At 59.4% G+C, this 26,829-nt stretch carries 23 protein-coding genes, 2 rRNA genes and 1 pseudogene (1 of these 26 running past the window's edge); 19 read left to right on the forward strand and 7 right to left on the reverse strand.

What is annotated here, in order from left to right:
* The first annotated feature begins 10 nt into the window (after nt 1–10).
* The 16 genes from ACVBEG_RS16325 to ACVBEG_RS16400 all read left to right on the forward strand — a co-directional run bounded on the left by ACVBEG_RS16325 (nt 11) and on the right by ACVBEG_RS16400 (nt 13,354).
* Nucleotides 11–646, forward strand: a complete 636-nt coding sequence (locus ACVBEG_RS16325; RefSeq protein ID WP_322178547.1) for a HyaD/HybD family hydrogenase maturation endopeptidase — start codon at nt 11–13, stop codon at nt 644–646.
* A 1-nt stretch (nt 647) separates the two neighbouring features.
* Nucleotides 648–1,007 (forward strand): HypC/HybG/HupF family hydrogenase formation chaperone, encoded by a 360-nt coding sequence (gene hypC, locus ACVBEG_RS16330; protein WP_447108059.1) that lies wholly within the window; start codon nt 648–650, stop codon nt 1,005–1,007.
* Nucleotides 1,004–1,486: a hydrogenase gene (locus ACVBEG_RS16335; RefSeq protein ID WP_322178545.1), complete on the forward strand. Its 483-nt coding sequence runs from the start codon at nt 1,004–1,006 to the stop codon at nt 1,484–1,486. Before hypC ends, ACVBEG_RS16335 begins: the two co-directional genes overlap by 4 nt.
* A 14-nt stretch (nt 1,487–1,500) precedes the next feature.
* Nucleotides 1,501–2,343: a hydrogenase expression/formation protein gene (locus ACVBEG_RS16340; protein WP_322178544.1), complete on the forward strand. Its 843-nt coding sequence runs from the start codon at nt 1,501–1,503 to the stop codon at nt 2,341–2,343.
* Nucleotide 2,344: 1 nt separating this feature from the next.
* Nucleotides 2,345–2,575, forward strand: coding sequence for a rubredoxin (locus tag ACVBEG_RS16345; RefSeq protein ID WP_322178543.1), 231 nt, complete (start codon nt 2,345–2,347; stop codon nt 2,573–2,575).
* Nucleotides 2,562–3,068: a [NiFe]-hydrogenase assembly chaperone HybE gene (hybE, locus tag ACVBEG_RS16350; protein WP_322178542.1), complete on the forward strand. Its 507-nt coding sequence runs from the start codon at nt 2,562–2,564 to the stop codon at nt 3,066–3,068. Before ACVBEG_RS16345 ends, hybE begins: the two co-directional genes overlap by 14 nt.
* On the forward strand, nt 3,065–4,150 hold the full coding sequence (locus ACVBEG_RS16355; RefSeq protein ID WP_322178541.1) for a nickel-dependent hydrogenase large subunit: 1,086 nt from the start codon (nt 3,065–3,067) through the stop codon (nt 4,148–4,150). Before hybE ends, ACVBEG_RS16355 begins: the two co-directional genes overlap by 4 nt.
* Entirely contained in the window at nt 4,143–4,490 is a 348-nt protein-coding gene (locus tag ACVBEG_RS16360) for a hydrogenase maturation nickel metallochaperone HypA/HybF (protein WP_219063229.1), read from the forward strand. Before ACVBEG_RS16355 ends, ACVBEG_RS16360 begins: the two co-directional genes overlap by 8 nt.
* Nucleotides 4,491–4,525: 35 nt before the next feature.
* On the forward strand, nt 4,526–5,524 hold the full coding sequence (gene hypB, locus ACVBEG_RS16365; protein ID WP_322178540.1) for a hydrogenase nickel incorporation protein HypB: 999 nt from the start codon (nt 4,526–4,528) through the stop codon (nt 5,522–5,524).
* A gap of 1 nt (nt 5,525) precedes the next feature.
* Nucleotides 5,526–6,689 (forward strand): Kae1-like domain-containing protein, encoded by a 1,164-nt coding sequence (locus ACVBEG_RS16370; protein WP_322178539.1) that lies wholly within the window; start codon nt 5,526–5,528, stop codon nt 6,687–6,689.
* Nucleotides 6,680–6,913, forward strand: coding sequence for a HypC/HybG/HupF family hydrogenase formation chaperone (locus ACVBEG_RS16375; protein ID WP_322178538.1), 234 nt, complete (start codon nt 6,680–6,682; stop codon nt 6,911–6,913). The genes ACVBEG_RS16370 and ACVBEG_RS16375 overlap by 10 nt, the downstream gene beginning before the upstream one ends.
* Nucleotides 6,910–8,049 carry a hydrogenase formation protein HypD gene (gene hypD / locus ACVBEG_RS16380; RefSeq protein ID WP_323565939.1) on the forward strand — a complete coding sequence of 380 codons (1,140 nt, stop codon included), beginning with the start codon at nt 6,910–6,912 and terminating at the stop codon, nt 8,047–8,049. Before ACVBEG_RS16375 ends, hypD begins: the two co-directional genes overlap by 4 nt.
* Nucleotides 8,046–9,113, forward strand: a complete 1,068-nt coding sequence (hypE, locus tag ACVBEG_RS16385) for a hydrogenase expression/formation protein HypE (protein WP_322178536.1) — start codon at nt 8,046–8,048, stop codon at nt 9,111–9,113. The genes hypD and hypE overlap by 4 nt, the downstream gene beginning before the upstream one ends.
* A 74-nt stretch (nt 9,114–9,187) precedes the next feature.
* Nucleotides 9,188–10,267 carry an FUSC family protein gene (locus tag ACVBEG_RS16390; RefSeq protein ID WP_322178535.1) on the forward strand — a complete coding sequence of 360 codons (1,080 nt, stop codon included), beginning with the start codon at nt 9,188–9,190 and terminating at the stop codon, nt 10,265–10,267.
* 196 nt (nt 10,268–10,463) lie between these two features.
* Nucleotides 10,464–12,668, forward strand: a complete 2,205-nt coding sequence (locus tag ACVBEG_RS16395) for a M66 family metalloprotease (protein ID WP_322178534.1) — start codon at nt 10,464–10,466, stop codon at nt 12,666–12,668.
* 146 nt (nt 12,669–12,814) lie between these two features.
* The gene (locus tag ACVBEG_RS16400; protein WP_322178533.1) at nt 12,815–13,354 is read left to right on the forward strand and encodes a DUF3087 domain-containing protein; all 540 of its coding nucleotides are present in this window, start codon (nt 12,815–12,817) and stop codon (nt 13,352–13,354) included.
* Between the two features lie 138 nt (nt 13,355–13,492).
* Here the strand turns inward: ACVBEG_RS16400 and ppnN are convergent, their stop codons facing one another.
* Nucleotides 13,493–14,866: a nucleotide 5'-monophosphate nucleosidase PpnN gene (gene ppnN, locus ACVBEG_RS16405; protein WP_322178532.1), complete on the reverse strand. Its 1,374-nt coding sequence runs from the start codon at nt 14,864–14,866 to the stop codon at nt 13,493–13,495.
* A gap of 479 nt (nt 14,867–15,345) precedes the next feature.
* Here ppnN and ACVBEG_RS16410 point away from each other — a divergent pair, with 479 nt between their 5' ends.
* A complete protein-coding gene (locus tag ACVBEG_RS16410; protein ID WP_322178531.1) occupies nt 15,346–16,461 on the forward strand; it encodes a hypothetical protein in 1,116 nt (371 codons plus the stop codon).
* A gap of 37 nt (nt 16,462–16,498) precedes the next feature.
* Here the strand turns inward: ACVBEG_RS16410 and ACVBEG_RS16415 are convergent, their stop codons facing one another.
* The 4 genes from ACVBEG_RS16415 to ACVBEG_RS16430 form a co-directional block, all read right to left on the reverse strand.
* Nucleotides 16,499–17,191, reverse strand: a complete 693-nt coding sequence (locus ACVBEG_RS16415; RefSeq protein WP_322178530.1) for a sensor histidine kinase — start codon at nt 17,189–17,191, stop codon at nt 16,499–16,501.
* A complete protein-coding gene (locus tag ACVBEG_RS16420; protein WP_322178529.1) occupies nt 17,188–18,792 on the reverse strand; it encodes a response regulator in 1,605 nt (534 codons plus the stop codon). The genes ACVBEG_RS16415 and ACVBEG_RS16420 overlap by 4 nt, the downstream gene beginning before the upstream one ends.
* Before the next feature lie 692 nt (nt 18,793–19,484).
* Nucleotides 19,485–21,233 (reverse strand): diguanylate cyclase domain-containing protein, encoded by a 1,749-nt coding sequence (locus ACVBEG_RS16425; protein ID WP_322178528.1) that lies wholly within the window; start codon nt 21,231–21,233, stop codon nt 19,485–19,487.
* Entirely contained in the window at nt 21,230–22,270 is a 1,041-nt protein-coding gene (locus ACVBEG_RS16430; RefSeq protein ID WP_322217066.1) for an ABC transporter substrate-binding protein, read from the reverse strand. Before ACVBEG_RS16430 ends, ACVBEG_RS16425 begins: the two co-directional genes overlap by 4 nt.
* A gap of 1,225 nt (nt 22,271–23,495) precedes the next feature.
* On the opposite strand from ACVBEG_RS16430, the pseudogene ACVBEG_RS16435 reads away from it, so the two are divergent.
* Both ACVBEG_RS16435 and ACVBEG_RS16440 read left to right on the forward strand, forming a co-directional pair.
* A pseudogene (locus ACVBEG_RS16435) lies at nt 23,496–24,041 on the forward strand (methyl-accepting chemotaxis protein); the annotation flags it as partial.
* Complete coding sequence (locus tag ACVBEG_RS16440; RefSeq protein ID WP_322178525.1) at nt 24,038–24,670, forward strand: hypothetical protein; 633 nt, start codon at nt 24,038–24,040, stop codon at nt 24,668–24,670. The pseudogene ACVBEG_RS16435 and the gene ACVBEG_RS16440, both read left to right, overlap by 4 nt.
* A gap of 125 nt (nt 24,671–24,795) precedes the next feature.
* On the opposite strand, the gene rrf is transcribed toward ACVBEG_RS16440, so the two are convergent.
* Both rrf and ACVBEG_RS16450 read right to left on the reverse strand, forming a co-directional pair.
* A 5S ribosomal RNA gene (gene rrf / locus ACVBEG_RS16445) occupies nt 24,796–24,911 on the reverse strand.
* A gap of 146 nt (nt 24,912–25,057) precedes the next feature.
* Nucleotides 25,058–26,829, reverse strand: a 23S ribosomal RNA gene (locus tag ACVBEG_RS16450); it runs 1,119 nt beyond the window's last position.

The raw sequence follows: 26,829 nt of genomic DNA on the forward strand, positions 1-26,829 counted from the left end.
AGAGTCGCACATGAACACCTCAGAATCGCCCCGTCCGCGCATCACCGTATTGGGAATCGGCAACCTGCTGTGGGCCGACGAAGGCTTCGGCGTGCGCTGTGTCGAGGCATTGCAGCAACGCTATGAGTTCGCCGACAACGTCGCGCTGATCGATGGCGGCACCCAGGGTCTGTACCTTATCCAGCATGTACAGGAAGCCGATTACCTGCTGATTTTCGACGCCGTCGACTACAACCTCGCCCCCGGTGAATTGAAATTCATCGCCGATGACGAAGTGCCCAAGTTTCTCGGGATCAAAAAGCTCAGTCTGCACCAGACCGGCTTTCAGGAAGTGCTGATGCTGGCCCAACTGACTGCTCACTATCCTCAACGAGTCCTGCTGATTGGTTGCCAGCCAGAGCAGATGATGGACTATGGCGGCAGCTTACGACCCAGCGTCAAGGCAGCCATGGAAGGCGCGCTGGACGAAGCCGTTCGGGTGCTTGAAACCTGGGGTGCCGAGCCGCGCAAACGTGCTTCGCCGCTTAACGGGGACGACGCTGTGACCCTGCCGCACCTGGAATTGCAACGCTACGAAGGCGAGCGTCCATCCGCGCAGACCGCCTGCCGGATCGGTGACGAACGCATCCTCGCCAGGCGCACCTGATATGTGCATCGGACTGCCCATGCAAGTGGTTGCCGTAAACCCTGGTTCAGCGCTGTGCCGTAACCGCCACGGCGAGGAACGGCTCATCGATACGGCGCTGGTCGATACCTGCACCGTCGGTGACTGGTTGCTGATCTTCCTCGACGCAGCGCGCGAACACCTCGATGCACGACGGGCAGCGGAGATCGACTCGACCCTCGCCATGCTCGAAGCCGCGCTGTACGGCACCCCGCCAACACCCGACAGCGCGCCCGGTTTCAGTCTGCCCTCCGCGATGAACGCCGAACAGCTCGCCGCCCTGCTGGGCCAGATGCCACCCGTTGCTGCGCGTACGCGGCCTAACCTCAAGGAACCCATATGAGTGAATCCGCCGCCTTCATGGCGCCCATTCCCGCCACCCCTGCTATCCCGCCACTGATCACCCGTCTGGTAGAGCAATTCGATGCCACCTGGATTGGCAGCGACAACCTCGACGCCTGGCTCGCTGAAAGCGGTGACTGTCTGTTACTGCTGTGCGGTGACCCGGTGCGCCACCCTGAATCCCTGGATGTGGCGGTGGTGTTGCCCGAACTGCGCCAGGAAGTTGCCAGGCGCCATGGCTGCACCCTGCGGTTGGGCGTGGTTCATCGCGCCGAGGAAGAAGCCATCGCGGCACGCTTTGCCCTGCGTCGCTGGCCAACCCTAGTCTGGCTGCGCGACGGTGGCTACGTCACCACCATCGACGGCATGCATGACTGGGACGAATACCTCAGCCTGGCCGACAAGGCCTTGAACCTGAGCAACGCCCGCATCCCCTTGTTCGCCGAAACGCCCAGCGGCGCTACCGGCGGCTGCCAGTGAACAGAGGAACGCCCATGGCCCCGCAAATGTACATCCCGGTGGTCGATCTAGGCCCAGGCTCTCAAGTGGAAGACGAGGTCCTCGAATACATCAGCATGCCGCAAGGTATGTACACCCACAGCGCCCCGATACTGCCCGAACCGGAAGAATTGGACACGCTGCCAGGCGCCCGCCAAGCCTTGCAGGACCTGCTGCAAATGCTCCACACCTGCAATCGCGGTGAAGTGACCCGGAGCCTCGACCTCAGCGGACTTGAAGCCGGCGACCGCACGCTGCTCGATCAACTGCTCGGTGAGGGCGAAGTCAGCGTACGCGTTGTCGTGCAAACCCCGTTGCGCATCCAGGAATCGATCTTCGCCGGGGTCTGGCGAATTTACGGTGAGGGCCACGACTATGTCGAAGTCGGCGCCGCACCTGTGCAACTGCGCACTACCGCCCATGCCGCGGCCCGACCAGCCGCGTTTGACCTGCCGTCACAACTACCGCCTGGCGTGATGAACGCTCCGGCGATTCTCACCGAGGTGGAAGACCAGACCCGGCACTGGCAAACCGGTAGCCCCGCGCACGTGATCAACCTGACACTGCTGCCGCTGTCCGAACAAGACATTGCCTTCCTCGACGCTTATTTGCCGGTCGGCCCGGTGCGGGCACTGGCTCGCGGTTACGGCAATTGCCGGATCAGCAGCACACTGGTGCACAATTGCTGGCGCGTCACCTACTTCAATTCCCAGGACGCGCAAATCCTCGACACCATCGAGATCACCGACTTGCCAGAAGTGATTTGTGCTGCGCCGGAAGACCTCAGCGATTCGCTGGAACGCTTCGAGGATGTCATCCAATGGTTCGAAGGGCAGTAACATGACCGACAGACCCAGCTTCGAAGGCAGCTACAGGGGCGACTCCGCGCGCATCAGCGATACCACCCGTCTGGAGTGCAAAATCTGCTGGTGGGTGTACGACCCGAGCGAGGGCGACCCGGTCTGGCAAATCGAGCCCGGCACGCCGTTTTCAGCGCTGCCGGACCATTGGTGCTGCCCGAACTGCGATGGTGCCGCCGAGCAGTTCATGGTGATCAATGACACAGTCTGAATCGCCACCCTCCCCGACCCTGCGGGGTGAGGCGCTGGCTGCCCACTTCAGAGACATCGCCGACACCCGCATGCGCGGCCTGCCCTTTCTCAACCCAAGGCTGGACGTCGAGGCGGTAGGCTTCGCCGTGCAGATTGCGGGTGAAGATGCGACCTCTGGCGTACTCGGCATTCTGATCACGCCCTGGTTCATGAACCTGATGTGGCTCGCGCCCGCCTTGAGTGCACCGCTGGCCCAAGGTGCCTCCCGAGAGCATTTTTTCGGTGGCCAGCGTCTGACATTCATAGGCGCAGTCGACGAGGCGTTCGGCGTTTACCAAAGCTGTTCGTTGTTTTCCCCGATGTTCGAGTTCGCCGATCAAGCGGCGGCCCGCGCTACCGCCGAACAGGTGCTCAGCCTGTTGCGCGACACCCCCAAAGAGGAAGAGCCGCAATACCCGGCGCTCAGTCGTCGCGCCCTGCTGTTCGGGCGTCGGCCTGGTGCCTCGGAATGAATGCCTCAAGCAGTTTGTCGCCACTCGGTGGATCGCTGAGAGTGCGTCCCGGTCAGCAACCGGCGATCATTGGCGGTCGGCCATTACTGGCGGCTCGGCTATTGCGAGGCCAGCCACCCGAGGCCGCCGCGCAACGACTGCCCCTGCTCTACAGCCTGTGCGGTCAGGCCCATCGTTTGACTGCACAACTGGCCATCCGCGCAGCACTGCAGGGCCAGACGAACACCCTCGTGGCCGCCAGCCAGGCGTTGCTGGCCGAAACTCGCCGTGAACACTTGCGACGCGTCTTGCTGGACTGGCCGCCGCTACTCGACCCAGGCGCTCCGCGCCCCTCTCCAGGGGAAATGCGCGCGTGGGATCAGGCACCCGAAGCGGCCATGACTTTCTGGCTTGGCGGCCCGGTACGCGTCTGGCTACAGCAGTGGGAAGACGACCCTCATCACGCGTTGCTGGAATGGACCCAGCGCAACGAACACTGGCTGAGCCGCATACTTGCCAACTGCCGCAGAGACGCAGACGCCCTGCAATTGCCGGTGCATGCACTGCAACTGATCACCGATACCCCGGCGCTGCACGCCGTGGCAGATCACCTGCGCCGTTCCACCGACTTTGCCCTGCGCCCTGAGCTGAATGGACAGCCGTGCGAAACCGGCAGTTGGACCCGGTTCGGCGAAACACATCCGGAACGCTACACCAGCGCCTGGCTGAGGTTGGGGGCGCGGGTCGCCGAATTGGCACGACTGTCACTGCCCGATGCCCGCCCACCGGCGCTTGGGGTGATAGCGTTGGGTCAGAACGAAGCCCTGGCCTGGAGCGAAACCGCTCGCGGTCTGTTGCTGCATCGGGTATGTCTGGAACGCAGCGGCGGCACCGTGCAGATAGCCGACTATCAGATCGTCGCCCCCACCGAGTGGAACCTTCATCCGCAGGGTGCTCTGGCCCTGGCGCTGTCATCGCTGCCGAGCGCCGATCCACGCAGCCAGCGCCAGGCTGAACTGTTGATGGCAGCCTTCGATCCCTGCATCGCTTTTACGCTGGAAACAGACAAAGACAACCACCAAGGACAATCAAGCCATGCATGAACTGAGTCTGGCGGGCGGAATTCTCAGCGCCGTGGAAGCAGCGGCTGCCGCTGATCCGTTCGTGCGCGTCAGCCGTTTGCGCCTGGAAGCCGGAAAGTTGGCAGGGGTCGAGGTACACGCGCTGCGTTTCGCCTTGGAAGCGCTGGCACCGGGCACCTTGCTGGCCGGTGCGCAGATCGACATCGAAGAACCGCACGGACAGGCCTGGTGCCTGGACTGCGCCGCCACTGTGCCATTAGTCGAGCGCGGCGCACCGTGCCCGACCTGCGGCGGTTTCTGGCTGCAACCTACCGGCGGCACCGAATTACGCATCCTCGACCTGCAGGTCGAGGATCACTGATAGTTGATTTCTGATTTGAAATCTGGAGGAACGCCATGTGCGTCGTTTGCGGCTGCGGTACCGGCCATTCACACGAGCAACACCCAAGCAACGAGTCAACCACCGATAGCGAAGCGCGGGTCGACGCCACGGGCGATCTGCATTACGGCGCGGGCGAAGCGCGGGTCTCGGTGCCCGGCCTGAGCCAGGCAAGGACGATCCGCATCGAGCAAGATGTGCTCGGCGAGAACGACCGCCACGCCGCACGCAACCGAGAGAATTTCATCGCCCACGGCGTGCTGGCCCTCAATCTGGTGTCCAGCCCCGGCTCCGGCAAAACCACCCTGCTGTGTGCCACCCTCCTCGCCCTGCGCGAGCGCCGAGCCGGGTTGCCAATCGCGGTGATTGAAGGCGACCAGCAGACCCGCAACGACGCCGAGCGCATCCGCGCAACAGGGGTGCCGGCGATCCAGATAAACACCGGCAAGGGTTGCCACCTGGACGCACGGATGATCACCGAAGCTTACGCGCGCCTGCCGCTGCACGACGCATTGCATGCCGCAGGGCATGAGCATCACCACCCAAAGGCCCCGCTGCTCTCCAACCACCATCATCACCACGCCGCCCACGATCATCATGCACACGGCGCAGGCGAACCGGCGGGCATTCTGTTTATCGAGAACGTCGGCAACCTGGTGTGCCCGGCACTTTGGGACCTCGGCGAGGCCGGTAAAGTGGCGATCCTGTCAGTCACCGAGGGCGAGGACAAGCCGCTCAAATACCCGGACATGTTCGCCGCTGCAAAGCTGATGATCCTCAACAAGATCGACCTGCTGCCTCATCTGGACTTCGACGTGCAGCGCTGCCTGGACTATGCCCATCAGGTCAATCCGCAGTTGCAGATCATTCAGCTCAGTGCCCGTGACGGCACCGGCCTGGACGCCTGGCTCGACTGGCTACTGGCGGGTGCGCCGGAGAGTGACCGCAAGGCTGCACGCATCGCCGCACTCGAAGCCGAACTGGCAGCGCTGAAAGCGCCGGCCAAGGGGGCCTGACGTGCATAGCCAAAAACTCCCCAACGCGAACGTCTGGCCGCCCGTATTGGCCTGCGGTGCCTGGCTGAAAAACGCAGCCTGTCTGCTGCAACGCGATCAAGTGCTGTGGTCCCCAGTGCATGGCGATTTGGGCGATCCACAAAGTTGTCTGGACCTCGAAGCCTCGCTGGAGCGTTTGCTCGCGCATGCCGACGCTACCCCGCAGGCAATCGTCCATGACCTGCACCCGGACTTCTACAGTTCCCAACTGGCCGTGAGCCTGGCCGCTCGGCTGGACGTGCCCGCGCTGGCGGTCCAGCACCACCATGCGCATATCGGCGCACTCATGGCCGAACATGGGCTCGACGGCCCGGTGCTGGGTCTGGCGCTGGACGGCGTCGGCCTCGGCAGTGACGGCGCCGCCTGGGGGGGTGAGTTGCTATGGGTCGCGCCCCACGCCTGGCGCCGACTCGGGCATCTGCTGCCACTGCCACTGCCGGGCGGCGACATCGCCGCCCGTGAGCCTTGGCGTCTGGCCGCAGCCGCGCTGCATCTACTGGGCCGCAATGAAGAAATCATTACTCGCCTCGGCGCGCTGGTCGGCGAGCAAAGCGCTGGCACCGTTGCAGGCATGCTCCGCCGTAACCTCAACTGCCCACCCAGCAGTGGCGCGGGACGCTGGTTCGATGCCGCCGCCGGTATTCTCGGGATCAGTGTGCGCCAGCAAGCCGAGGCAGAAGCCGCCATCGCCCTGGAACGTCTGGCCAGCGACTATCTGGCAGCGAATGCCGAGCCAACGGTCGAAGGCCTATGGCGCATCCGCGCTGACGGCGTGCTTGATCTACGGCCGCTGCTCACACGTCTATTCGACTTGGCCGATCATGGCCGTAGCGCCGAAGGTGCCGCACTGTTCCACCTGACACTCGCGGCGGCCCTGACTGACTGGGTGCTGCAACAGCCTGCAAAACTGCCGGTACTGCTCGGCGGTGGCTGCTTCGCCAACCGTCTGCTCAGTACGCGCCTCAGCCATCTGCTCGGCACCCACGGCGTGCCGGTCTTCAGCGCACAGAGCGTGTCCTGCGGCGATGCCGGACTGGCCCTCGGCCAAGGCTGGATCGCCGCCCACTGGCCCGAACTTGAAAGCCAAGCGGCGTTGCCGCTGGAGGAACCTCTGTCATGTGCCTAGCTATTCCCGCCCGTGTGGTCGAACTGCGCAGTGGCGACACCGCACTGGTCGATCTCGGCGGCATCCGCAAAGAAATCTCTATAGCGCTGGTGCCCGAGGCACAGGTCGGCGATTACGTGATTATCCACGTCGGCTATGCCCTGGGCCTGATTGATCCAGAAGAAGCCCAGCGCACGCTGGACATGTTCGACGAGTTGAACCGCACGCAACGGGAAGCCTCATGAAGTACATCGACGAATACCGCGACGGCGAGCTGGCTCAACGCATCGCCGCACGCATCCGCGGAGAAGCCCATCCCGACCGATCCTATCGGTTTATGGAGTTCTGCGGCGGCCACACCCACGCGATTTCCCGCTACGGCGTCAGCGAGCTACTGCCCGACAACGTGCGCATGATCCACGGCCCCGGCTGCCCGGTCTGCGTGCTGCCGATTGGACGTATCGACCTGGCGGTGAAGCTGGCCCTGGAACACGGAGCAATCCTTTGCAGCTACGGCGACACCTTGCGTGTGCCCGCGTCTGAAGGGCTTTCCTTGCTCCGCGCCAAGGCCCACGGCGCCGATATCCGCATGATTTATTCGCCGCTGGATGCACTGAAAATCGCCGAAGCGAACCCGGAACGGCAGGTGGTGTTCTTCGCCATCGGTTTCGAAACCACCACACCGCCCACGGCACTGATCATTCGCGAAGCGGCGGCACGTGGCCTGGATAATTTCAGCGTGCTCTGCTGCCATGTCCTGACTCCGGCTGCGATTTCGCACATCCTCGCCGCGCCGGAAAAGGACGCCGCGTCGGCGGTGGAACTGGATGGTTTTGTCGGCCCGGCGCATGTCAGCATCGTCATCGGCTCGGCGCCTTACGAAGCCTTCGCCCGCCAATACCACAAGCCAGTGGTCATCGCCGGTTTCGAGCCGCTGGACGTGATGCAGGCGATCTTGATGCTGGTGCGCCAGGTCAATGAAGGTCGGGCTGAAGTCGAGAACGAGTTCATCCGCGCTGTCGGACGCTATGGCAATACGGGCGCCCAGGCGCTGATGGATGAGGTCTTCGAGTTGCGCCCCAGCTTCGAATGGCGCGGGCTCGGTGAAGTCCCCCTCAGCGCCCTGCGCATTCGTCCGGCCTTCGCCCGCTACGACGCCGAAGTGCGCTTCGACTTGGAGTACCAGGCGGTGCCGGATCACAAGGCCTGCGAATGTGGCGCCATCCTCCGCGGGCAGAAAAAACCCACGGATTGCCGCCTGTTCGGCACCGTGTGCACACCCGAAAATCCAATGGGCTCGTGCATGGTGTCCAACGAAGGCGCCTGCGCCGCGCATTACGCCTACGGGCGCTACAAAGACATTGAGGTAGTGGCTTTATGAACGCTGGTTCCCCCGTCAAGCGCGGCTATGTCCGCCCCCTGAACCTGCGAGAAGGACGCATCGACATGAGTCACGGCGCTGGCGGCCGTGCTTCGGCGCAATTGATCGAAGAACTGTTCGTCGCCGCCTTCGATAACACCTGGCTGCGTGAGGGCAACGACGGCGCGGTCTTCACACCCGAACTCGCCCCCGGCGAGCGCATGGTTATGGCGACGGACGCGCATGTGGTTTCGCCGCTATTCTTCCCCGGCGGCGACATCGGCAGCCTGTCCGTGCATGGCACCGTCAACGACGTCGCCATGACCGGTGCGCGACCGCTGTACCTCGCCGCCAGCTTCATCATTGAGGAAGGTTTCCCACTCGCAGACCTGAAACGCATTGTCGACTCCATGGCCCGTGCCTCCCGTCAGGCGGGCGTCCCCATCGTCACCGGCGACACCAAGGTGGTCGAGCGCGGCAAGGGCGACGGCGTATTCATCAGTACCACCGGGATTGGCGTGGTCGCCGCCGGGGTGAATACCAGCGGCCATCGTGCTCGCCCTGGCGATGCCATTTTGCTGTCCGGGAGCATTGGCGAACACGGCGTGGCAATCATGTCCAAGCGTGAGGCGCTGGAATTCGACACCGAGATCATCTCCGACAGCATCGCCCTGCACGAACTGGTTGCCCATATGCTCGCGACCGCCCCCGGTTTGCGCGTGCTCCGCGACCCGACACGTGGTGGCTTGGCGACAACGCTGAACGAGATTGCCGGTCAATCCGGAGTTGGCATGCTCCTCGACGAAGCCATGATCCCGGTGCTACCACAGGTCGAAGCCGCGTGCGAACTGCTCGGCCTCGACCCGCTGTACATCGCCAACGAAGGCAAGTTGATCGCCATCTGTTCCGAGGCCGACGCTGAACCGTTGCTGCACGCCATGCGCCAACACCCGCAGGGGAAAGACGCGGTGCGCATCGGCACCGTATTGGATGACTCGCACGGCTTCGTGCAAATGCAGACCCGTTTCGGTGGGCGCAGGATAGTAGACTGGCTGACCGGAGAGCAGTTGCCTAGAATCTGTTGATCATAGGGTTCGAGCTGCCGGACAGCCCGTGACTGAACGGCCTCGACCCACAGACCAAGAGTCTCATTGAACCGATGTATGACCTTCGATCATCGCGACTCCCCCCGCTTCTACGCAAATTCCTGCGACCGCTGCTGGATCCCTATCGACGCTACCGTAACGCCAGGCTTATCCACGCCGTGCGCGTATCGCTGGGGTTGCTCGCGTCGATCTTGTTGACCACCGGCATCAACCTGCCCCACGGGGAATGGGCCTCGGTCACCATGCTGGTGGTAATCGGCGGACTTCAGCACCATGGTAATATCGGCAAAAAAGCGGCCGAGCGGGCGTATGGAACGCTGATAGGCGCCGCCGTTGGCCTGTTGCTGGTCGCCCAGCAAGCGTACTTGGGCATACCGTTGCTCACGTACCTGGGCATGTCTGCGGTATGCGGCTTTTTTGCTTATCACGCGATCGGCAAAGGCGGCTACACGGCGCTGCTGTCGGCAATCACCGTGTTCATCGTCGCCGGTCATGGCGATAACCCGATATCCGATGGCCTTTGGCGCACTGTCGATATCCTCATTGGCATCGTCCTGGCCCTGGCGTTCTCTTTCGCGCTGCCCCTGTACGCGGTCTTTTCCTGGCGCTACAACCTGGCGAGCGCACTGCGTGACTGTGCCGCGATCCACAGCCGCATCATCAGTGGCCAATCGGTCAGCGACGACGAGTACCTCAAGCTGATGAACCGACTGACCGGCGCCATGGTGCAACTGCGTTCGTTGATGCCCTCCGTGTCCAAGGAGGTGCGGATATCACTCAATAAACTCGACGCCATCCAGCGCAATCTGCGGCTGTGCATCAGCACCCTGGAGATCCTCGCCAACACCCGGCCCACCGCCAACGACGAACAGGCCATGGCCGTGTTGCAGCTGTCCCTCAACGCCGAACACAAACAGATACGCGTACAGCTGATTGCAATGGCGCGCGCACTGCAAACCGGTGTCTCGGAGCGGATCGAGCGCCCTGTCGGCGGGGCAGACAATACGGCCGCGTTGAGTGCCCCGGTCTACTCGGCACTGGACGGCTACCGACTGTTGACCCTGCAACTTGCCGCCACCGTCGACGATCTGCGCCAGCAACTGGCGAACACTGCAAGGAAATGGAAGATCTGACTGTTACTCATTGGACCGCGAAAACGCCCTCCACGATGATTCAATACACCTGCGTCACAAAAAAGGTGCCCGCACTAATCCGACAGAATGAACCGTATTTTTCAGGGGCCCTCCTATACTCCACTGCGCACGCCGTCTAACAGCAACACCATGCATGCCTTGTTTTTCATCTATTGAATAACGAAGGGAGCAGACTGTGCGACCCACTCTCCTTGATCAGATCCGCGCAGGGGCCTTGCGCTGGTGGCAAGAGTCCTTTATTGATCGCTATCGCCTTTGGCGCGCCCGCGTTAACGGCATTGAAGTGACACAGTCGATCCAGTATTACCGAGCTGCCGAACACTTAACCGATAGCGCCGACCGTGGACCGGATAACTCGGTCCAGTTGGTGGCGTACAAAGCGGCCTGGGTTCGGGTTTATGTACGTTCCGGGTTATTAAGCTCCGTTGCCAATGTCACTGGTTCGCTGGACCTCGCGCGCCGTAACCACGCCTTGAACTATGACGCCGTCGCGACTTACGCCGCTCAAGGTGCGGCGACTGTTACGGCTGAGCAAACCGTTGATTACGCAACCGAGCGCAACAACATAAACCGTACCTTGAACTTTTTGATTCCTGCCCAGGAGTGTCATGGCACGTTACGGCTGACGGCGCGCCTGCAAGGCATTGAAAGTTCAGACAGCAGCATTATCATCAATACGAACCTGGTTCAGACCCTGCGCGTGCGTGCCATTCTCGTCGCATACAACGGTCCCAGTTCCGCCAATACACCCGCACCCGGTCAACCGGCCATTACCCAACTCACGCTTCCCGCGCCGACACTCGCGGATTTGCAAACCAATGCATCGATGGCGTTCGCTGCCATGCCCGTGCAGGCCACCGGATCGTTCGCCAGTTGCGGCACCTTGAACTGGGCAACCCCACTGGACGACGTACGCTCTGGACCAGGAGCCTGTTCAACCAATTGGGGCACCCTGCTCAACTGGCTTGCACTACTCCGGGACAACGACGGCAACCGCACGGACGTTGTGTATTACGGTTTGCTCCCCGCTGGCATCCCGCTCAACGTGCCAGGCTGTGGACAGGATGGCCTGGGCGCTGGAGCCGTGGGTAATCAACTGACGTTCCTGCATGAAATCGGCCATGGCTATGGCTTCCAGCACACCCCATGCGGTGCCGCAGGGGCGACCGATCCAAACTACCCGACTTACGAACCCTATGCCTCCGCGTCCATTGGTGAATTCGGGCTCGATATTCGCAACGGCGCGGTGTACGACCCGACGACGGCGCGGGACTACATGTCCTATTGCAATCCACGCTGGATGTCTCTGTATCAACACGACCGCTTGCTTCAGCACCCGCGACTTGAGCCCCGGTGGTTGAGAGAGCGTTCGATTTTCGATGATTACCCTCTGGAAAGGGCTTTTGACATCGAACACCTCTGGTGGCCCGATCCACCATGGCTACAGGACGAACTGCAGGGGCGAACGATGAATCCGGTCATTTCCATCGTGGGTCATGTCGAGGAAAACGGGGAGATTCAGGTTCAATCTGTCGCACGTGTCCCTGTGACAGCATTGCCCACGGGCGTGCAGACACACTGGGTTGCGCAACTCATGAACGAGCAGGGCCACGTGATTGCAAGTGGATCGCTGGTGCGCTCCGACTTCCAGGGTGGATGCGGCTGTTGCCAGGGCCACGGACACCCGAACCAAGACCCCGACCGCCCACCGTTCATGTTCAAAGTCTACCTGCCTGACAGAGCGCCCGGCTCATCGCTGCGCATCGCAGGTCCGGCAGAGCAAGTCTGGACACGCCAGGCGCCTGCACGTCCTGCGCAGTTCGTCAGCGCCACAGCCGACGTGACGTCGACACAACAACTGGCGCTGAGGTGGCAGGTCGACGCCGAGAGCGATGTCGACGTCTGGGTGCAATGGACTGTCGATAAAGGCGAGCGATGGCACGGCTTGGCCGTTGGCCTGCGGGGTGGCGAAGCGGAGTTGCCGCTGACCGGTTTACCCGCAGGACAGGTCCAGTTGCGCTTACTCGGACATGACGGATTTTTCACCGCCGAATCGCCAGCGTTGGTCGTCGACTTGCCCGAACGTGCGCCTGAGGTGGCGATTCTTTACCCGCAGAACGGGCAGACGCTGCGAGCCGATCAACCGATACAGGCGTCAGGCAATGCAACTGACTCCGCAGGGTATCCACTGTCAGCGGAGCGACTCACCTGGATGCTCGACGACAAGGTTGTAGGACGGGGGCGCGAAGTATGGCTCTCCCCTGCTGCCGGTCGCCATGAATTGGTACTCGACGTCGACTGGAGCCAAGGCCGAGTTCAAACGGTTGTGGTTTTTAATACGGCAAAAGATCAGGGCCGAACGGGTCCTCACGCCCGGTGAGAAAGGCACCTGCTCAGGGCTGGATTTCGACCGAAAAGCACCTACACACGTGAGCCGACTCATTAAGCGTGCCTGTGCCCACCTCTTACAGGCGATAATGCCCCGCAATAGTGTTATCCACTCAACAAAGGGGCGCTGCAGCAGTGATGTTTGAGATCAAGCAATTCAATCCTGAAACCTATCGACGGCAAACGCGACGCAGTACGCTGATCATTATCGTGATCTTCGCGCTGCTGGCCATGGTGCTGTCCAGCGTTGCCGTGAAGCTGTTTGGCGAACCCGGTGGCGATAATTTCCGCTTGAATGCGGCGGGCGTCATTGCCGCGTTGGCAGTGACCGTGACCGTGGTGCGGTTCCAGTTCTGGTCGCAGGCATGGATGGCACCGGCCGTCTACGGCTGGCAGCTGAAACGCAGCCTAATGAGCATTACCAACGTCATGCATTACGTCACCGAGGGCGTGCAGGCCAGTGACCCGACGGCCATGAAACTGCTGCGCTTTTATCACTTGGGGCTCACGCAGATGCACCAGTTGGATGGCAACTCCGGCGCAGCAAGCCAGACAGTGCGAGAGGCCGACCTGCACAAGGCGCGCATGGAAGCTCTCGGCATTGATACCGACCAGCATCGACTGGATCCCGCCTGGCTTGCGGCGGCGAAGAAAGCCAGTGCGGCGAAGGCGAAGTAACACCCTCGCGATACAGTATCGCCCCAACGACACGTTGATACCTGAGCGTTGGGGCCAGGCCCGGAACGATGACCGCCCGAGCCTTTCAGGCTGTTTTTGACGCCCAGACAATCACTACGGACAGGTCACATCCGGTTTTTACGTGACCACCTGATAACAAGGCACATAGGCCGCGCCGCCTGGCAGCTTCATGCGGTGCTGCTCGACGAACGATTTCAATAAGCGGTCCAGAGGCTGCATCACCGCCGCGTCGCCACGGATCTGGTAAGGGCCATGCTGCTCGATCAGGCGAATGCCCTTGTCTTTCACATTACCGGCAACGATGCCGGAAAAGGCACGCCGCAGATTGGCCGCCAATTCGTGAGGAGGCAGGTCCAGGCTCAGTTGGAGACTGGCCATGTTGGCGTGGGTGGGGTCGAACGGGCGCTGAAAGCCTTCCTCGATCCTTAGCATCCAGTTGAAATGGAAAGCGTCATTTCGGTCTCGACGGAACTGCTTGACCGCTTTTAGTCCCACGGTCATTTGCCTTGCTACTTGAACAGGATCATCGATGATAATTTCGTAACGAGTCTGTGCGGCCTCCCCCAGCGTAGCGCCGACGAACGCGTGCAACTGATGCAAGTAGGGCGCGGCACTCTTTGGCCCGGTCAGGATGACAGGGAGCGGCAGGTCCTTGTTGTCAGGGTGCATCAGGATCCCGAGCAGGTAGAGGAACTCCTCGGCTGTGCCCGCGCCGCCTGGAAAAATGATTACACCGTGGCCGACGCGCACGAAGGCCTCGAGGCGTTTTTCTATGTCAGGAAGGATCACCAGCTCATTGACGATCGGGTTAGGCGCCTCGGCAGCGATGATTCCCGGTTCGGTCAGGCCCAAGTAGCGGCCGCCGATGATTCGCTGCTTGGCGTGAGCAATGGTGGCACCCTTCATCGGCCCTTTCATTACGCCAGGCCCACAACCGGTGCAGATGTCCAGGCTGCGCAGGCCCAGTTCGTGGCCGACCTTTTTGGTGTACTTGTATTCCTCGGTGTTGATCGAATGGCCGCCCCAACACACCACCATCTTCGGCTCCAGACCGGGACGCAGGGTGCGGGCATTGCGCAGCAGGTGGAAGACGTAGTCAGTGATCCCCTGCGAGCTGCTCAGGTCGATGCGCTGGCTGTCCAGCTCACTCTCGGTATAGACGATGTCACGTAGCGCGCTGAACAGCATCTCGCGGGTACTGGCGATCATCTCACCGTCGACGAAGGCGTCCGCAGGCGCGTTGAGCAGTTCGAGGCGCACGCCACGATCCTGCTGGTGGATGCGAACCTCGAAGCTCTCGTAGGCCTCAAGAATAGTCTTGGCGTTATCTATGTGGGCGCCTGTGTTGAGGATTGCCAAGGCGCATTGGCGGAACAGCTTGTAGATGCTGCCAGCCCCGGCTTCGCTCAGTTGCTGAACTTCACGTTGGGACAGAGTCTCCAGGCTGCCCCTTGGGCTTACCGAAGCGTTAATTACATGTCTTGGGGCCATTCTAGGTTCCTGAGATCGATGCCACCGAGCCCGGTAGGGTCAGTTGCATCAGGAGGGTGAGTGCCAAATGCAGTCGCGCGTGACGGGTATTTTCTCCGGCGACCGGGCTGAAAAGCAAACGTTGCGGTGAGATCCTCCGGGGTCGAGCGCCTTCACCACAGCAGAGAAAGCGGCAGCTAAAGGCCAATGAGCAGTTTCGTCATCTTACCCGGCCACGCATGGAACGGCGCTAACTCATAAGATCGCTGGGTTTTCTTGCCCCCCCTTTCACCACCTATACTCAAAAGGCCATGACCCGAGACGCTGAACGCCCCTTCCAATGGGGAAGGCGCAAAGCGGCAAAAGCACTCCATGCCGGGTATCAGAAGGATAGCCGCGCACTGAGGCTTGCGAATCAAAAAAGGCGTGGAGTGTTTGTTTGAAGCTCATCCAATGCCGGATGGGTTAACGCGGTCGAGTCTATTTAGAGGACTGCGATCTTGAATCTGCGTTCCCTGATCCTCGCCCTTATCGTCGCCTTGATGATGGCGTTGGTAGGGTGCGCCTCCAAAAATCACGCCCCCGATCAGACTCCGCCGGTTCTGGTTTCGGAGGATACCTGGCGACAGGTCGACTGGGATATTGTCACCGCGTCGCTGACCGCGAAAGGATCGGCCAAGGACTATGCGCGCAGCTCCATGGCAAACTGGAGGGACCTCGCCTACCAGCGCACCGAGGCAGACTTCATTCCGTGGTTTACCGGCTACTGGACTCAGCAATGGCTGACGCTCAAGGTGGCCTGGTACAAGGTGAGCACAGGGAAAGAGACCGATCCGGCCAAACGAATGGCTAACTATCTGCAGGAGCAATACCACAATCGCGTGCTGGACCCTGTTGCCAAGCAGATTGATCCCGGCGCGGTCATGGAGCAGACGACGAAACTGTACATCCAGCTTCTCGGCACGCAACTTCAGGGCATTGCGCCACGCTACGGTGTGCCTCTAGACCAATTAGACCGACGATTCAAAGACATTCCAGCAATCGAGCTGGCGCCACCACCCAATCGTAACGCTTCGCTCTACCAGATCATCCACATCGATCCTGTCGTCAAGCTGCCGGCGTATGTGGCTCTGGTCAATCAGATCCGCAATACGCCAAGTGGTGCGGGCGCCGGTCCATCGGACGCAAGCATATCGTCAGTGGCACAACGGACCAGCGAAAAACTGGAGGCCACGCTCCCCACCCGAGGTGTCGCAGGCGCTGTCGCCGCGGCGGTTGGCCGAGTAGCAGGCACGATGATTTCCCTTGCTGTGTCGGGTTTCGGCGCCATTGCGCACGAGAAAGAACGGTCAGAAATGGTGGAGCAGCTTCGGGTAATCCTGAGCGCCGCCCTGGACGATGAGCGGCGTAACCTGATGGACAATCCCACCGCCGGGGTAATGGCAGGGGTCTATCACTTGTCAGGACACATCGAGGGAAGCCTCATCAAAACCTTTACCCCGTCGGTCGAATTAGAACCGATACCTCAAGACCTTCCTCCGCCCGGTGAGCAACCTCTCCAGGACAACAAAAGTGATGAGCAAGCGCCGAGCGACGACGGGAAGGCGACTGAATAACGCCACAAGGGTCGGGGCATTTTTATCGCGACGGCACTCAAGGAAGATAAATAATGAATTGACCGCCCCCCAACTTGCCGCCGTTGGCCAGTTCGATATGTCCATGCACGCCATTGCGCTCGTGCCGTTTGGCGATGTGCGCTGCGAAATAGAGGCCTAGACCGGTACTGCCGCTGCTTTGATTGATGCCCTGCACATAGTCTGACTGACGCTCGATCATCTGCGCTGGATACCCGGGTCCGTCGTCATTGATCGTCAACACAAGTTGGTCTCCCTCCTCATGGGCGCTGATCAACACAGCATGGCGCGCATAACGGATGGCATTGATAATAATGTTCGCCACCACCGAACCTATCAGTTCACGGTCAAAAAAGCCGAGCACATTAATGCCCTGGAGTTCGTAACTCGCGACGATCCCGTGACTGTTCAAGACATCCTGATGGCACGCCAGTTGTGCTTCGATGAAATCATCGAGCTCATGATAGTCAGGCCGCAGCGGCAACTGGTTGACGCCCAACTTATACAAACCGAGCAACTGCACCAACATCCCGTTGAGATGGGCGAATTCGTATTCGATGGCCCCATGCTCGGGGGTGCCTTGCTGCACGTCGGGCAGCCGCATCAGCCACTGGCTATGAGCGTGCATCAATGTCGCCAGGGAGTTCTTCATGTCATGCACGATGGAGGCGATCACCATCGAGAAGTCGAGGCCCTCATCGTTAGTATTCATGCGCCAAACGCCCGACTCTGCAACTTCTGATAACGCTCATAACGGGGATCCGTGTCAGGCATCATGCCGATCATGTTCAGGCACACCCGACATTCTTCAAGCCGTGCAGCATCTGGAGTCACGCCCTTCGCAGGCAACAACGATTGCACCATGTTCAGGGCGATACTGATGTTCTTCGATTGCAACGCCAACGCGCGGCGGAAAAAATCCTGCGCTTCGGCGAGATTGCCAGCCTTGTAACTGCGTACGCCTTGAAGGTTGAGGTCAGCGGCGGCCTTGCCCGCACCAAGGATCGCAGGATCATCGGTCAGGCGAGAGATGCCCTGCATGACTGCGGGGTCATCGCCGTAGATTTCTGCGCAGTTTTTCAATACCCCTGCTCCAGCTTCCTCTTGACCCAAGCGCTGAAGCTGGGCGGCAACCGCCAGTGCCGCGTCGGCGCCGAGAAAGCTCTCCATGCCCTGAAGAACTGCCAACGCCTGCGCGGTCAGCTTCGCGGCGGTCTCAGGGTCCGACTGTTGCAGACTGGTCGCCTTCATCAGACGAGTGCGCAATTGCAGCCCCTGATCGTTGCCGTACTCCTTAGCGACCTCGCCCAGCGTCTGGTTGATCTCCACCCGGGCCCGGGCATCCAGGCCCTTATCACCATTCTTGCTGATCAGTGCTTGTGCCAGGCCGAGGTTGCTCTCTGGATCCTTGAAGCGCGAGTACTGCCCTTGGGACACGGCATGACGATAAGCCTTGGAGGCGCTTTCAAAATCTTCGTTACCCATCGCCAGCTTGCCCAGCAACCTTTGCCGACGCACCGCCAATGGCGACAAACGTACCGCATCCTCGAGTACGCTTTGGGCGCGTCGCGCGTCACCACGGGCAACTAACACATCAGCCAGGCCATCGTAGAGCGTCGGGATCATCGGAAAGGCAATCATTGCCCGCTCGTAAATAGCCTGAGCCTCGCTGGCCTTGCCGCGCTTGAACAATAATTTGCCAAGCGCCGCGTAAGCCCAAGGCGTAGCGCGGTCGGCCAGGATCATCTTGAGAAAGCTTTCCAGCGCATCATGCTGATTCAGATCGCGCAGGGCATCAGCCTTGTAGCGCTGGCAGAGGGGGGCAAAGCGCTGGTCCTTCTCGGTGAGGCTGGTGCAGGCGGCCAACACATCGGCAGGCTTGCCGCGATCAAGCGCCTGGAGAATCGGTTTGAGCAACGTCTTGCGCTGGTCAAGCTTTTCAAGGCGCTGGGCCAGGCCCGCTCGGTTGAACGGCTTGGTCAGATAAGCATCCGGCTCCCATTCCAGGGCGCTCATCACCATGGCCTGGCTGTTCTCGGCGGTGACCATGACGAAAACACCTTCATGGCTTATCAGCTTATCGGTCATCAGGTCTTCAAGCACCTGCTGACCATTTTTCTTACCGTCACCGAAATTGAAATCATGCAGGATAAAGTCGTAGCGTTTCTGCGCGCACATGAGTAGCGCCTGCTCACCCGTATCGGCGGTGTCTACTTCCACAACGCCCAGTTCGCGCAACATGGACCTGACCGAACTGCGAAAATCGGAGAAATCATCGACGATAAGAAACTTTTTTTGGTTGTACGCCAGCATCGAGATTCCTGTCATGGGAAGTAAAGAGTAGGAGCCCAAAAGCAAATACCAATGCAAGGACGGATTGAGCTTCGCTGCCCATTTCGGCGCGCACATAATAGCTAAGCGTAATAGGTCATCAAGCGACTTTACATAGCAATGCTATCCTTCTTGCTTGCCGCATCGCAATGGCCTTGATCCAAGCGTTTCCAGACGCTCGGGCGAACGCTATAAGAGCTTCAGCGGCAACCGGATTTTTGGTCAATTCGGACAGCAGAAAGATAGTCTCCTATCGACCCAAAACAGGAAATCAATACTGGTAGAAATCGGCAAGAAGAAGACTATGAACACGATACCCATAACGCCATAAATTGCCCAAGAGCCATGTCGCTCTTTCTGTGCAAGACAGTCAAGCAGAACTCGGAGTCATGCGTGGACAAGGACCGTAATCAGACGACAAATAGGGCAGAAAAAATTATGCATGTTTGTCACCTGATTACAGTGAGTGACTTATAGGAATTTTTTGTCTTAATACACTAAACGCAACGAACACTCTTTACCGTGAGAAGTTTTCTCTGACCTGCCCCTCTGGAGAGTGCTTAAAGAGTTGGATTAAATAGTATCCACGGTCAATGGCCGAGGCATTTGTTTGATCGCCCAAGGACATTGATAATGGCAAAATTGTTCCTGCCGCAGTGATCAGCGATGCTTAATCAGGAGGGCGACTCGCAGCGGTTTTCCCCCGCGTCCGAGAGGTCGAATGAGTAGGTGTTGCGACCCGACTTCTTGGCTGCGTACATCGCATGGTCCGCGTGCTGGACCAAGGCTTCGATATCGTTGCCATCACGTGGGAACATGCTGACACCCATGCTTGCATTGATTCTCACTTCATGACCATCAATGAACAGGGGAAGCTGGAAGCGGTTATGCAGCTTCTCCAGGATGGTGACAATATGCTGGGTATCCTCAACCGCCTCGAAGAAGATGACGAATTCATCCCCCCCCAAACGTGCCACCGAATCGTTTTCGCAGGTGGCAGAACGTAGCAGGTTGGCCACCGCCTTGAGCACATGGTCACCGAGGCTGTGGCCGTACCGGTCGTTGATGCTCTTGAAGTGATCGAGATCGACAAACAGCACCGCCAAGTGCTTGCCGCTACTCTGTGAATTGATCAAGGCACACTCAAGGCGATCAAAGAACACCCGACGGTTCGGCAGACCGGTCAGCGGATCATGTCGAGACAGGTGTTCGAAGGCCGTGCGGCTGTGCGTGAGGTCGTCCAGTTGGCTGAGGATTTCTTCCTCCATTTCGCGAAAACTCTGGGCCAACTGGCCCAATTCGTCCTGACGCGAGGGCAGCTCGCTGATCTTGCGTTCACGGGAAAATAGCTGCACGGCTCGGGTCATGCTTTTCAGCGGCCGGATGACCGCACGCGAGGTGATGATCGCCGTGAGCAGGGCCAGCAGACTGAACAGCAGAACAATCTGGACGATCTTCTGGCCTACACGCGAGGCCTCGGCGAGTACGAGGCTTTGTGACTGGCCGAGGCCGAGGACGATGAAAGGTTCTGAGGTCTGCGCATTGTTTGAGATTCGTACAAACGCTGCAACCAGCCCATCTTGCTGCTCCTGCGCGACGCTACGACTGATTACGTGGTCCTTATGCCTCTCACCCAGCAGTCTGGCGACTTCCGGGAACTCGTCCTGGATGAACAGACGACGTCCCTGGTCAAATCCGAAAGTGCGTTGGTGGTCTGGGTGGACCAGCAGGTCGCCCCAGCGATTGCTCAGATACACTTGGTATTGCGCGGGCAAATCTCCCTGCAATTGGCTAAAGAGCTGGTCGAGGTCGACGTTGATCACCATCAGGGCGAATACTTTACCGCTGGCGTCAGCCACGGGTGTGGACACGTGCAGGGTCGGCTTGCCCAACCCGGAGTGAGCGCCCTGCTCATGATTGATCACTATCGGGGACAAGCGTGTTTCACCGGGCGCCAAGCGCAAGGTGTCGAACACGTAAGCGTAATGGGCCTTCTCCTGCAGATCGGCACCGCTGACGCGTAACAAGCGCTCACCGTCGCGATCCACCCGCACCAGTTCGAGGCCATGGTCGACAGCGCTGATCAGGCGAACCTGCATATAGTCTGGGTGCACTTGCAACATCGCGCGGAACAACTCGGCAAGGTTATCTTGCGCATGTAAACGCGTACTCTGGCTACCGGCGTCCGAAAGCTCGCGTACCTCGGGGCCGTTGGCCAGCAGTTGCGCATCGAGACCGATGTCGTCTAGGTTGCCGTGCAAGTTGCGTCCGAGCACCTGGGCGGAAGTGAGCAGGTCACGTTCTGCGGCCTTGAGCAGAATGTCGCGACTACTGATGTAGGAATAATATCCGGCCAGACCGGTGGGCAGGATGCCGAACAGAGCCATCAGGCACCCGAGTTTGAGGGCGATACTGAACCTCATCGCGCCTCCTGCAGGGGCGGCCGGTCGCCGGACATGATGCGCTGCCATAGCGCAGTACGATGTGCATCATCCTCGACAGGACGCAGCCAGATCAGTTGTGCCGACGGGTCCATACCAACCGGCTCCACCAAGGTATTGGACAAGCCCTGACGCTCGCTCAAGGCGCGACTGACATGGGGCTCGAGGGTGAAGTTGATCCAGGCTTCGGCCAACACTGGATCGCGCGCGTTGCGACTGATCGCCCAACAGTCGAGCCAAGCCAAAGCACCTTCTCGCGGAATCACGTAACCGACATCGGCGCCAGCGTCCTGCAACTGCTTGAGCTGCTGCCGGCCATAGTTGGCAAATAGTAGAGCCACCGAGTGCTCACGGAACAGTTCGGCAGCTTCCTCCGGTAGAGAATAGAAGGTCAGCACGTTGCGGCGCAGAGCGATCAACTGATCAGTGACCAAAGGGAAGTCAGCGGCGGCGATGTGGAACGGGTCGCCACCGCGCGCCAGGTTAGCCAGAGAGAAGTTATGGCTGCTGGTGTTGAACGCCAATACACGGCCTTGGAATTTGGGGTCCCACATACTGGTGATCGACTGCGGCGGCTGACTGAACTGCTGTCGGTCATAGATCAGCCCCATGTCCGAATAGGTGTAGGGGATCGCGTAGACGCTGCCGCCGGCCATGATCCCGGGGATCTTCGAGTAGTCGCGAAAGCGCAAGAGTTGGCGCGAGGTGTTAGTTATACGCGCAGGTTGCAATGGCTGTAGCAGTTGCTGACCTATGTAGTACTCGACTTCCGCAGTGTTGGCAGCGATCAAGTCGTAGTTGCCACCCTGATTTTCCGCCAGCTTGCTACGCAGCACTTCGTCGCTGCCAACCAGAGTGACTTCGACCTTCACTTTGTAACGCGCCTCAAACTCCGCGACCAGGTCGCTGTCGGCATAGCCGGGCCAAGCAAGCAGACGTAGCGTTTGAACGCCAGCCTGTGCCAGGGTCGGGACCAGGATGGAGAGAAGGACGAGCAGAAATGGGTAGAAGTGCTTCATCGACAAGGCCAAAAAAAGCGAGATTTTGAGTATATAGATGGCTATATGCCTTAGTCTTTAATACCACGCCCAACTTTCGCCGTTGGTCGGAAACAGTCTATTCGCGAGATCAATGAGGGCAAGACCCCCCTCTGCGTTTAAACCGGAAAGCAGCTCACCAAAACCCGATCATGTGTCATTCGAACCATCACAGAGCATTGTGGCTCAGCAATTCCCACGACTGGTGCGTTGATCGCCTCTTCCGCCTTCGCCGTAAACATCGAAATAAAGCCTGAGGAGAAAACAGGTCAGCCAGTTCCTATCCTTAACCAGCGTTTTCCAACAAGCGTGTTCCGTGCTAGGCCAATCGTTCATCGATATCAATCGAACAGAGTCACCCTTCTCACTGCGTGGTTGACACGTTTCCTTGCGGCCGACGGCAAAGACTGGCAAGCAACTTGCTTGATCTGATCACACTTGAGCCATCAACGACGATGGTTTCACAACTATTACGGGCAACGGCGTCCGCTCACCTCCGCATTGCGGAAAGTGAGCGTGCGCCGTTTTTGCGTTCACACTGGTTCAAAAGGAAATCCTCATGCCTGCTCAAGGAGTCCTCCCAATGGGCCATGCCACCGCAACGCTGCACAGGGGCGCAGGCAAGTGCCGTCCTACTGGCACGTCATTCGGCAAAGCATTGTTCAAACCGGGCATAGCCCTACTGGAACGCAGCGGGATCAACCTCTGGTTACCGCTCGGATTGGCCCTCGGCGCCTGTGGTCTCGCACTAGCCGAACAGCCTGCCAGCGCACTGACCCTCATCCCTGGAGTTCTCTACCTAGGCTGTGCCTGGCAATTGCGCGAGCGCGATCAACGCCATCTACAGACATTCTGGAACACCGAACTGGCACGACTACTGCGCAGCTCCCGGAATGCCGACCTCGCGACGCTGCTGGTGACCACAAGCACTTCGCTACGCAACAGCGAACGCATGCGTAGCGAAGTGCAGTTCGCCAGCCGCGCCTTGGAACAGATGGCCCAGCAGACCAGCGACCAAGGTGAGGAGCAGAGCCAACGGATCGCCATGATCGCCGCTGCCAGCGAGCAGATCGACCAGACCCTGCACAGCATCGACGCCTTGGCCCAGGATGCATTGGCGGCCTTCGCCGACGCCCACGCCCGAAGTGACGCCGGCTGTCTGGAGGCTCGCGCCGTAGGCGGAAGCATGCTCGCCATCCAGCACAGCCTGGGCAATACCGCGCAGGCTGTGGAAGCTTTGCTGCAGCGAACGGCCGCAGTCGAAAAAACGGTGAATAGCATCCAGGCGCTGGCCAAACAGACCCAGTTGCTGGCACTCAATGCATCCATAGAGGCCGCCCGCGCAGGCGAGCATGGCCGTGGTTTCGCCGTAGTAGCCGATGAAGTCCGCAGTCTGGCCCAGGCTACCGACCAAGCGACCCACGAAATCACCAAGGTCGCGACAGCGATCGCCATGGCTGTGCGCCAGGTAGATGGCGAGGTCAAAGAACACCGCCATTTGTTGGAAGCCGGCAACCGGCAGAGTGAGCACCTCGCCACCAACCTCGAAGACCTCGCTCAACGAAGCCAGACCAATCTGCAACAACTCGGCGCCATGCAACAGGCGCTCAGCGAACACCAACAAGCCAATCATGCTCTCAGCGAACAGCTGCAACAGGTCAATGGGGCCGTGCAGGTGCAGAGCACACAGACTCATGCGCTGCACGACCTGACCCGCTATCTCAACCAGCTCACCGCCGGAAACCGAACATGAACCCACAAGCCGCCGTGGCATTCGATTCTATCCAGCCGCCGCAGGGCGACCCAGCACTGCGGCGGGCATTATTGCAGGGCATTGACCTGCTGCAAGGCCTGCAGCAGCATCGCGGTCTCGGCGGACAAACTACCAGCGAAGCACGGCAGCGTTGCCAAACGCTGGGCGCCTCGCTCGACCACCGCTGGAAGGAATGGCCCTATGCTGAACAGCGGCAGAACTGGCAAGCGTTACGCCGTGCCCCCGCAGATTTCGATGGCCATTGCCGTTTGCTGCAAGACCTGCTGGCCACTATCCAGCACCTTGAGCTACACCGTTGCGCGCTCAATCTGCAGCCCCCAAGTATCGCCGAACGCTGCTGGGAACTGGAAGATCTTGGCCGGCTGCGGGGTCTGTCAGTACGCGCAGCCGCCCATCGAACCTGCCCTTTGGAAATGCTTATCCAGTTGCAATACCTGCACGAACGCTTACTCAGGCATGCCCCCCGCTCGCTGCATAGCGCTCTCGATCAGTTGCAGCACTGCCTTATTGATACTCGAATCGTGTCCATCGCCCCTGCGGAGTGCTACGCCCTGCTCACCCCATTACTCGACGAACGCCTGGACGCCATCCGCCGAGATCTGGACTAAGGCGGCTCTCCGCTCAACTTGGCAACAGAGCGCTATAGTCGTCGCACGCAACTCTTGAGCCCTATTTTCCTCGCACACAAACAAAACCCCTGTTTGCGTAAGCAAACAGGGGTTTCGGAATTTAATCTTGACGATGACCTACTCTCACATGGGGAAACCCCACACTACCATCGGCGATGCATCGTTTCACTGCTGAGTTCGGGATGGGATCAGGTGGTTCCAATGCTCTATGGTCGTCAAGAAATTCGGCTGCCGGATCGTCGTGCTTGCGCGCAACGGGCCAACTAATGGGGATGTGATAGATCTGTGGTTTGTTGCCAATTTTCGGTTTGTGTCGTCTTCACACACCGCAATCTGCTCTTTCGACGCAAATTGCTTGGGTGTTATATGGTCAAGCCTCACGGGCAATTAGTATTGGTTAGCTCAACGCCTCACAGCGCTTACACACCCAACCTATCAACGTCGTAGTCTTCGACGGCCCTTCAGGGGACTCAAGGTCCCAGTGAGATCTCATCTTGAGGCTAGTTTCCCGCTTAGATGCTTTCAGCGGTTATCTATTCCGAACGTAGCTACCCGGCAATGCCACTGGCGTGACAACCGGAACACCAGAGGTTCGTCCACTCCGGTCCTCTCGTACTAGGAGCAGCCCCTCTCAAATCTCAAACGTCCACGGCAGATAGGGACCGAACTGTCTCACGACGTTCTAAACCCAGCTCGCGTACCACTTTAAATGGCGAACAGCCATACCCTTGGGACCGGCTTCAGCCCCAGGATGTGATGAGCCGACATCGAGGTGCCAAACACCGCCGTCGATATGAACTCTTGGGCGGTATCAGCCTGTTATCCCCGGAGTACCTTTTATCCGTTGAGCGATGGCCCTTCCATACAGAACCACCGGATCACTAAGACCTACTTTCGTACCTGCTCGACGTGTCTGTCTCGCAGTCAAGCGCGCTTTTGCCTTTATACTCTACGACCGATTTCCGACCGGTCTGAGCGCACCTTCGTACTCCTCCGTTACTCTTTAGGAGGAGACCGCCCCAGTCAAACTACCCACCATACACTGTCCTCGATCCGGATAACGGACCTGAGTTAGAACCTCAAAGTTGCCAGGGTGGTATTTCAAGGTTGGCTCCACGCAGACTGGCGTCCACGCTTCAAAGCCTCCCACCTATCCTACACAAGCAAATTCAAAGTCCAGTGCAAAGCTATAGTAAAGGTTCACGGGGTCTTTCCGTCTAGCCGCGGATACACTGCATCTTCACAGCGATTTCAATTTCACTGAGTCTCGGGTGGAGACAGCGCCGCCATCGTTACGCCATTCGTGCAGGTCGGAACTTACCCGACAAGGAATTTCGCTACCTTAGGACCGTTATAGTTACGGCCGCCGTTTACCGGGGCTTCGATCAAGAGCTTCGCGTTAGCTAACCCCATCAATTAACCTTCCGGCACCGGGCAGGCGTCACACCCTATACGTCCACTTTCGTGTTTGCAGAGTGCTGTGTTTTTAATAAACAGTCGCAGCGGCCTGGTATCTTCGACCGGCATGGGCTTACGCAGTAAATGCTTCACCCTCACCGGCGCACCTTCTCCCGAAGTTACGGTGCCATTTTGCCTAGTTCCTTCACCCGAGTTCTCTCAAGCGCCTTGGTATTCTCTACCCAACCACCTGTGTCGGTTTGGGGTACGGTTCCTGGTTACCTGAAGCTTAGAAGCTTTTCTTGGAAGCATGGCATCAACCACTTCGTGTGCCTAAGCACACTCGTCATCAGCTCTCGGCCTTAAGATCCCGGATTTACCTAAGATCTCAGCCTACCACCTTAAACTTGGACAACCAACGCCAAGCTGGCCTAGCCTTCTCCGTCCCTCCATCGCAATAACCAGAAGTACAGGAATATTAACCTGTTTTCCATCGACTACGCTTTTCAGCCTCGCCTTAGGGACCGACTAACCCTGCGTCGATTAACGTTGCGCAGGAAACCTTGGTCTTTCGGCGTGGGTGTTTTTCACACCCATTATCGTTACTCATGTCAGCATTCGCACTTCTGATACCTCCAGCAAGCTTCTCAACTCACCTTCACAGGCTTACAGAACGCTCCTCTACCGCATCACCTAAGTGATACCCGTAGCTTCGGTGTATGGTTTGAGCCCCGTTACAT

Source organism: Pseudomonas sp. GG8 (assembly GCF_052976945.1).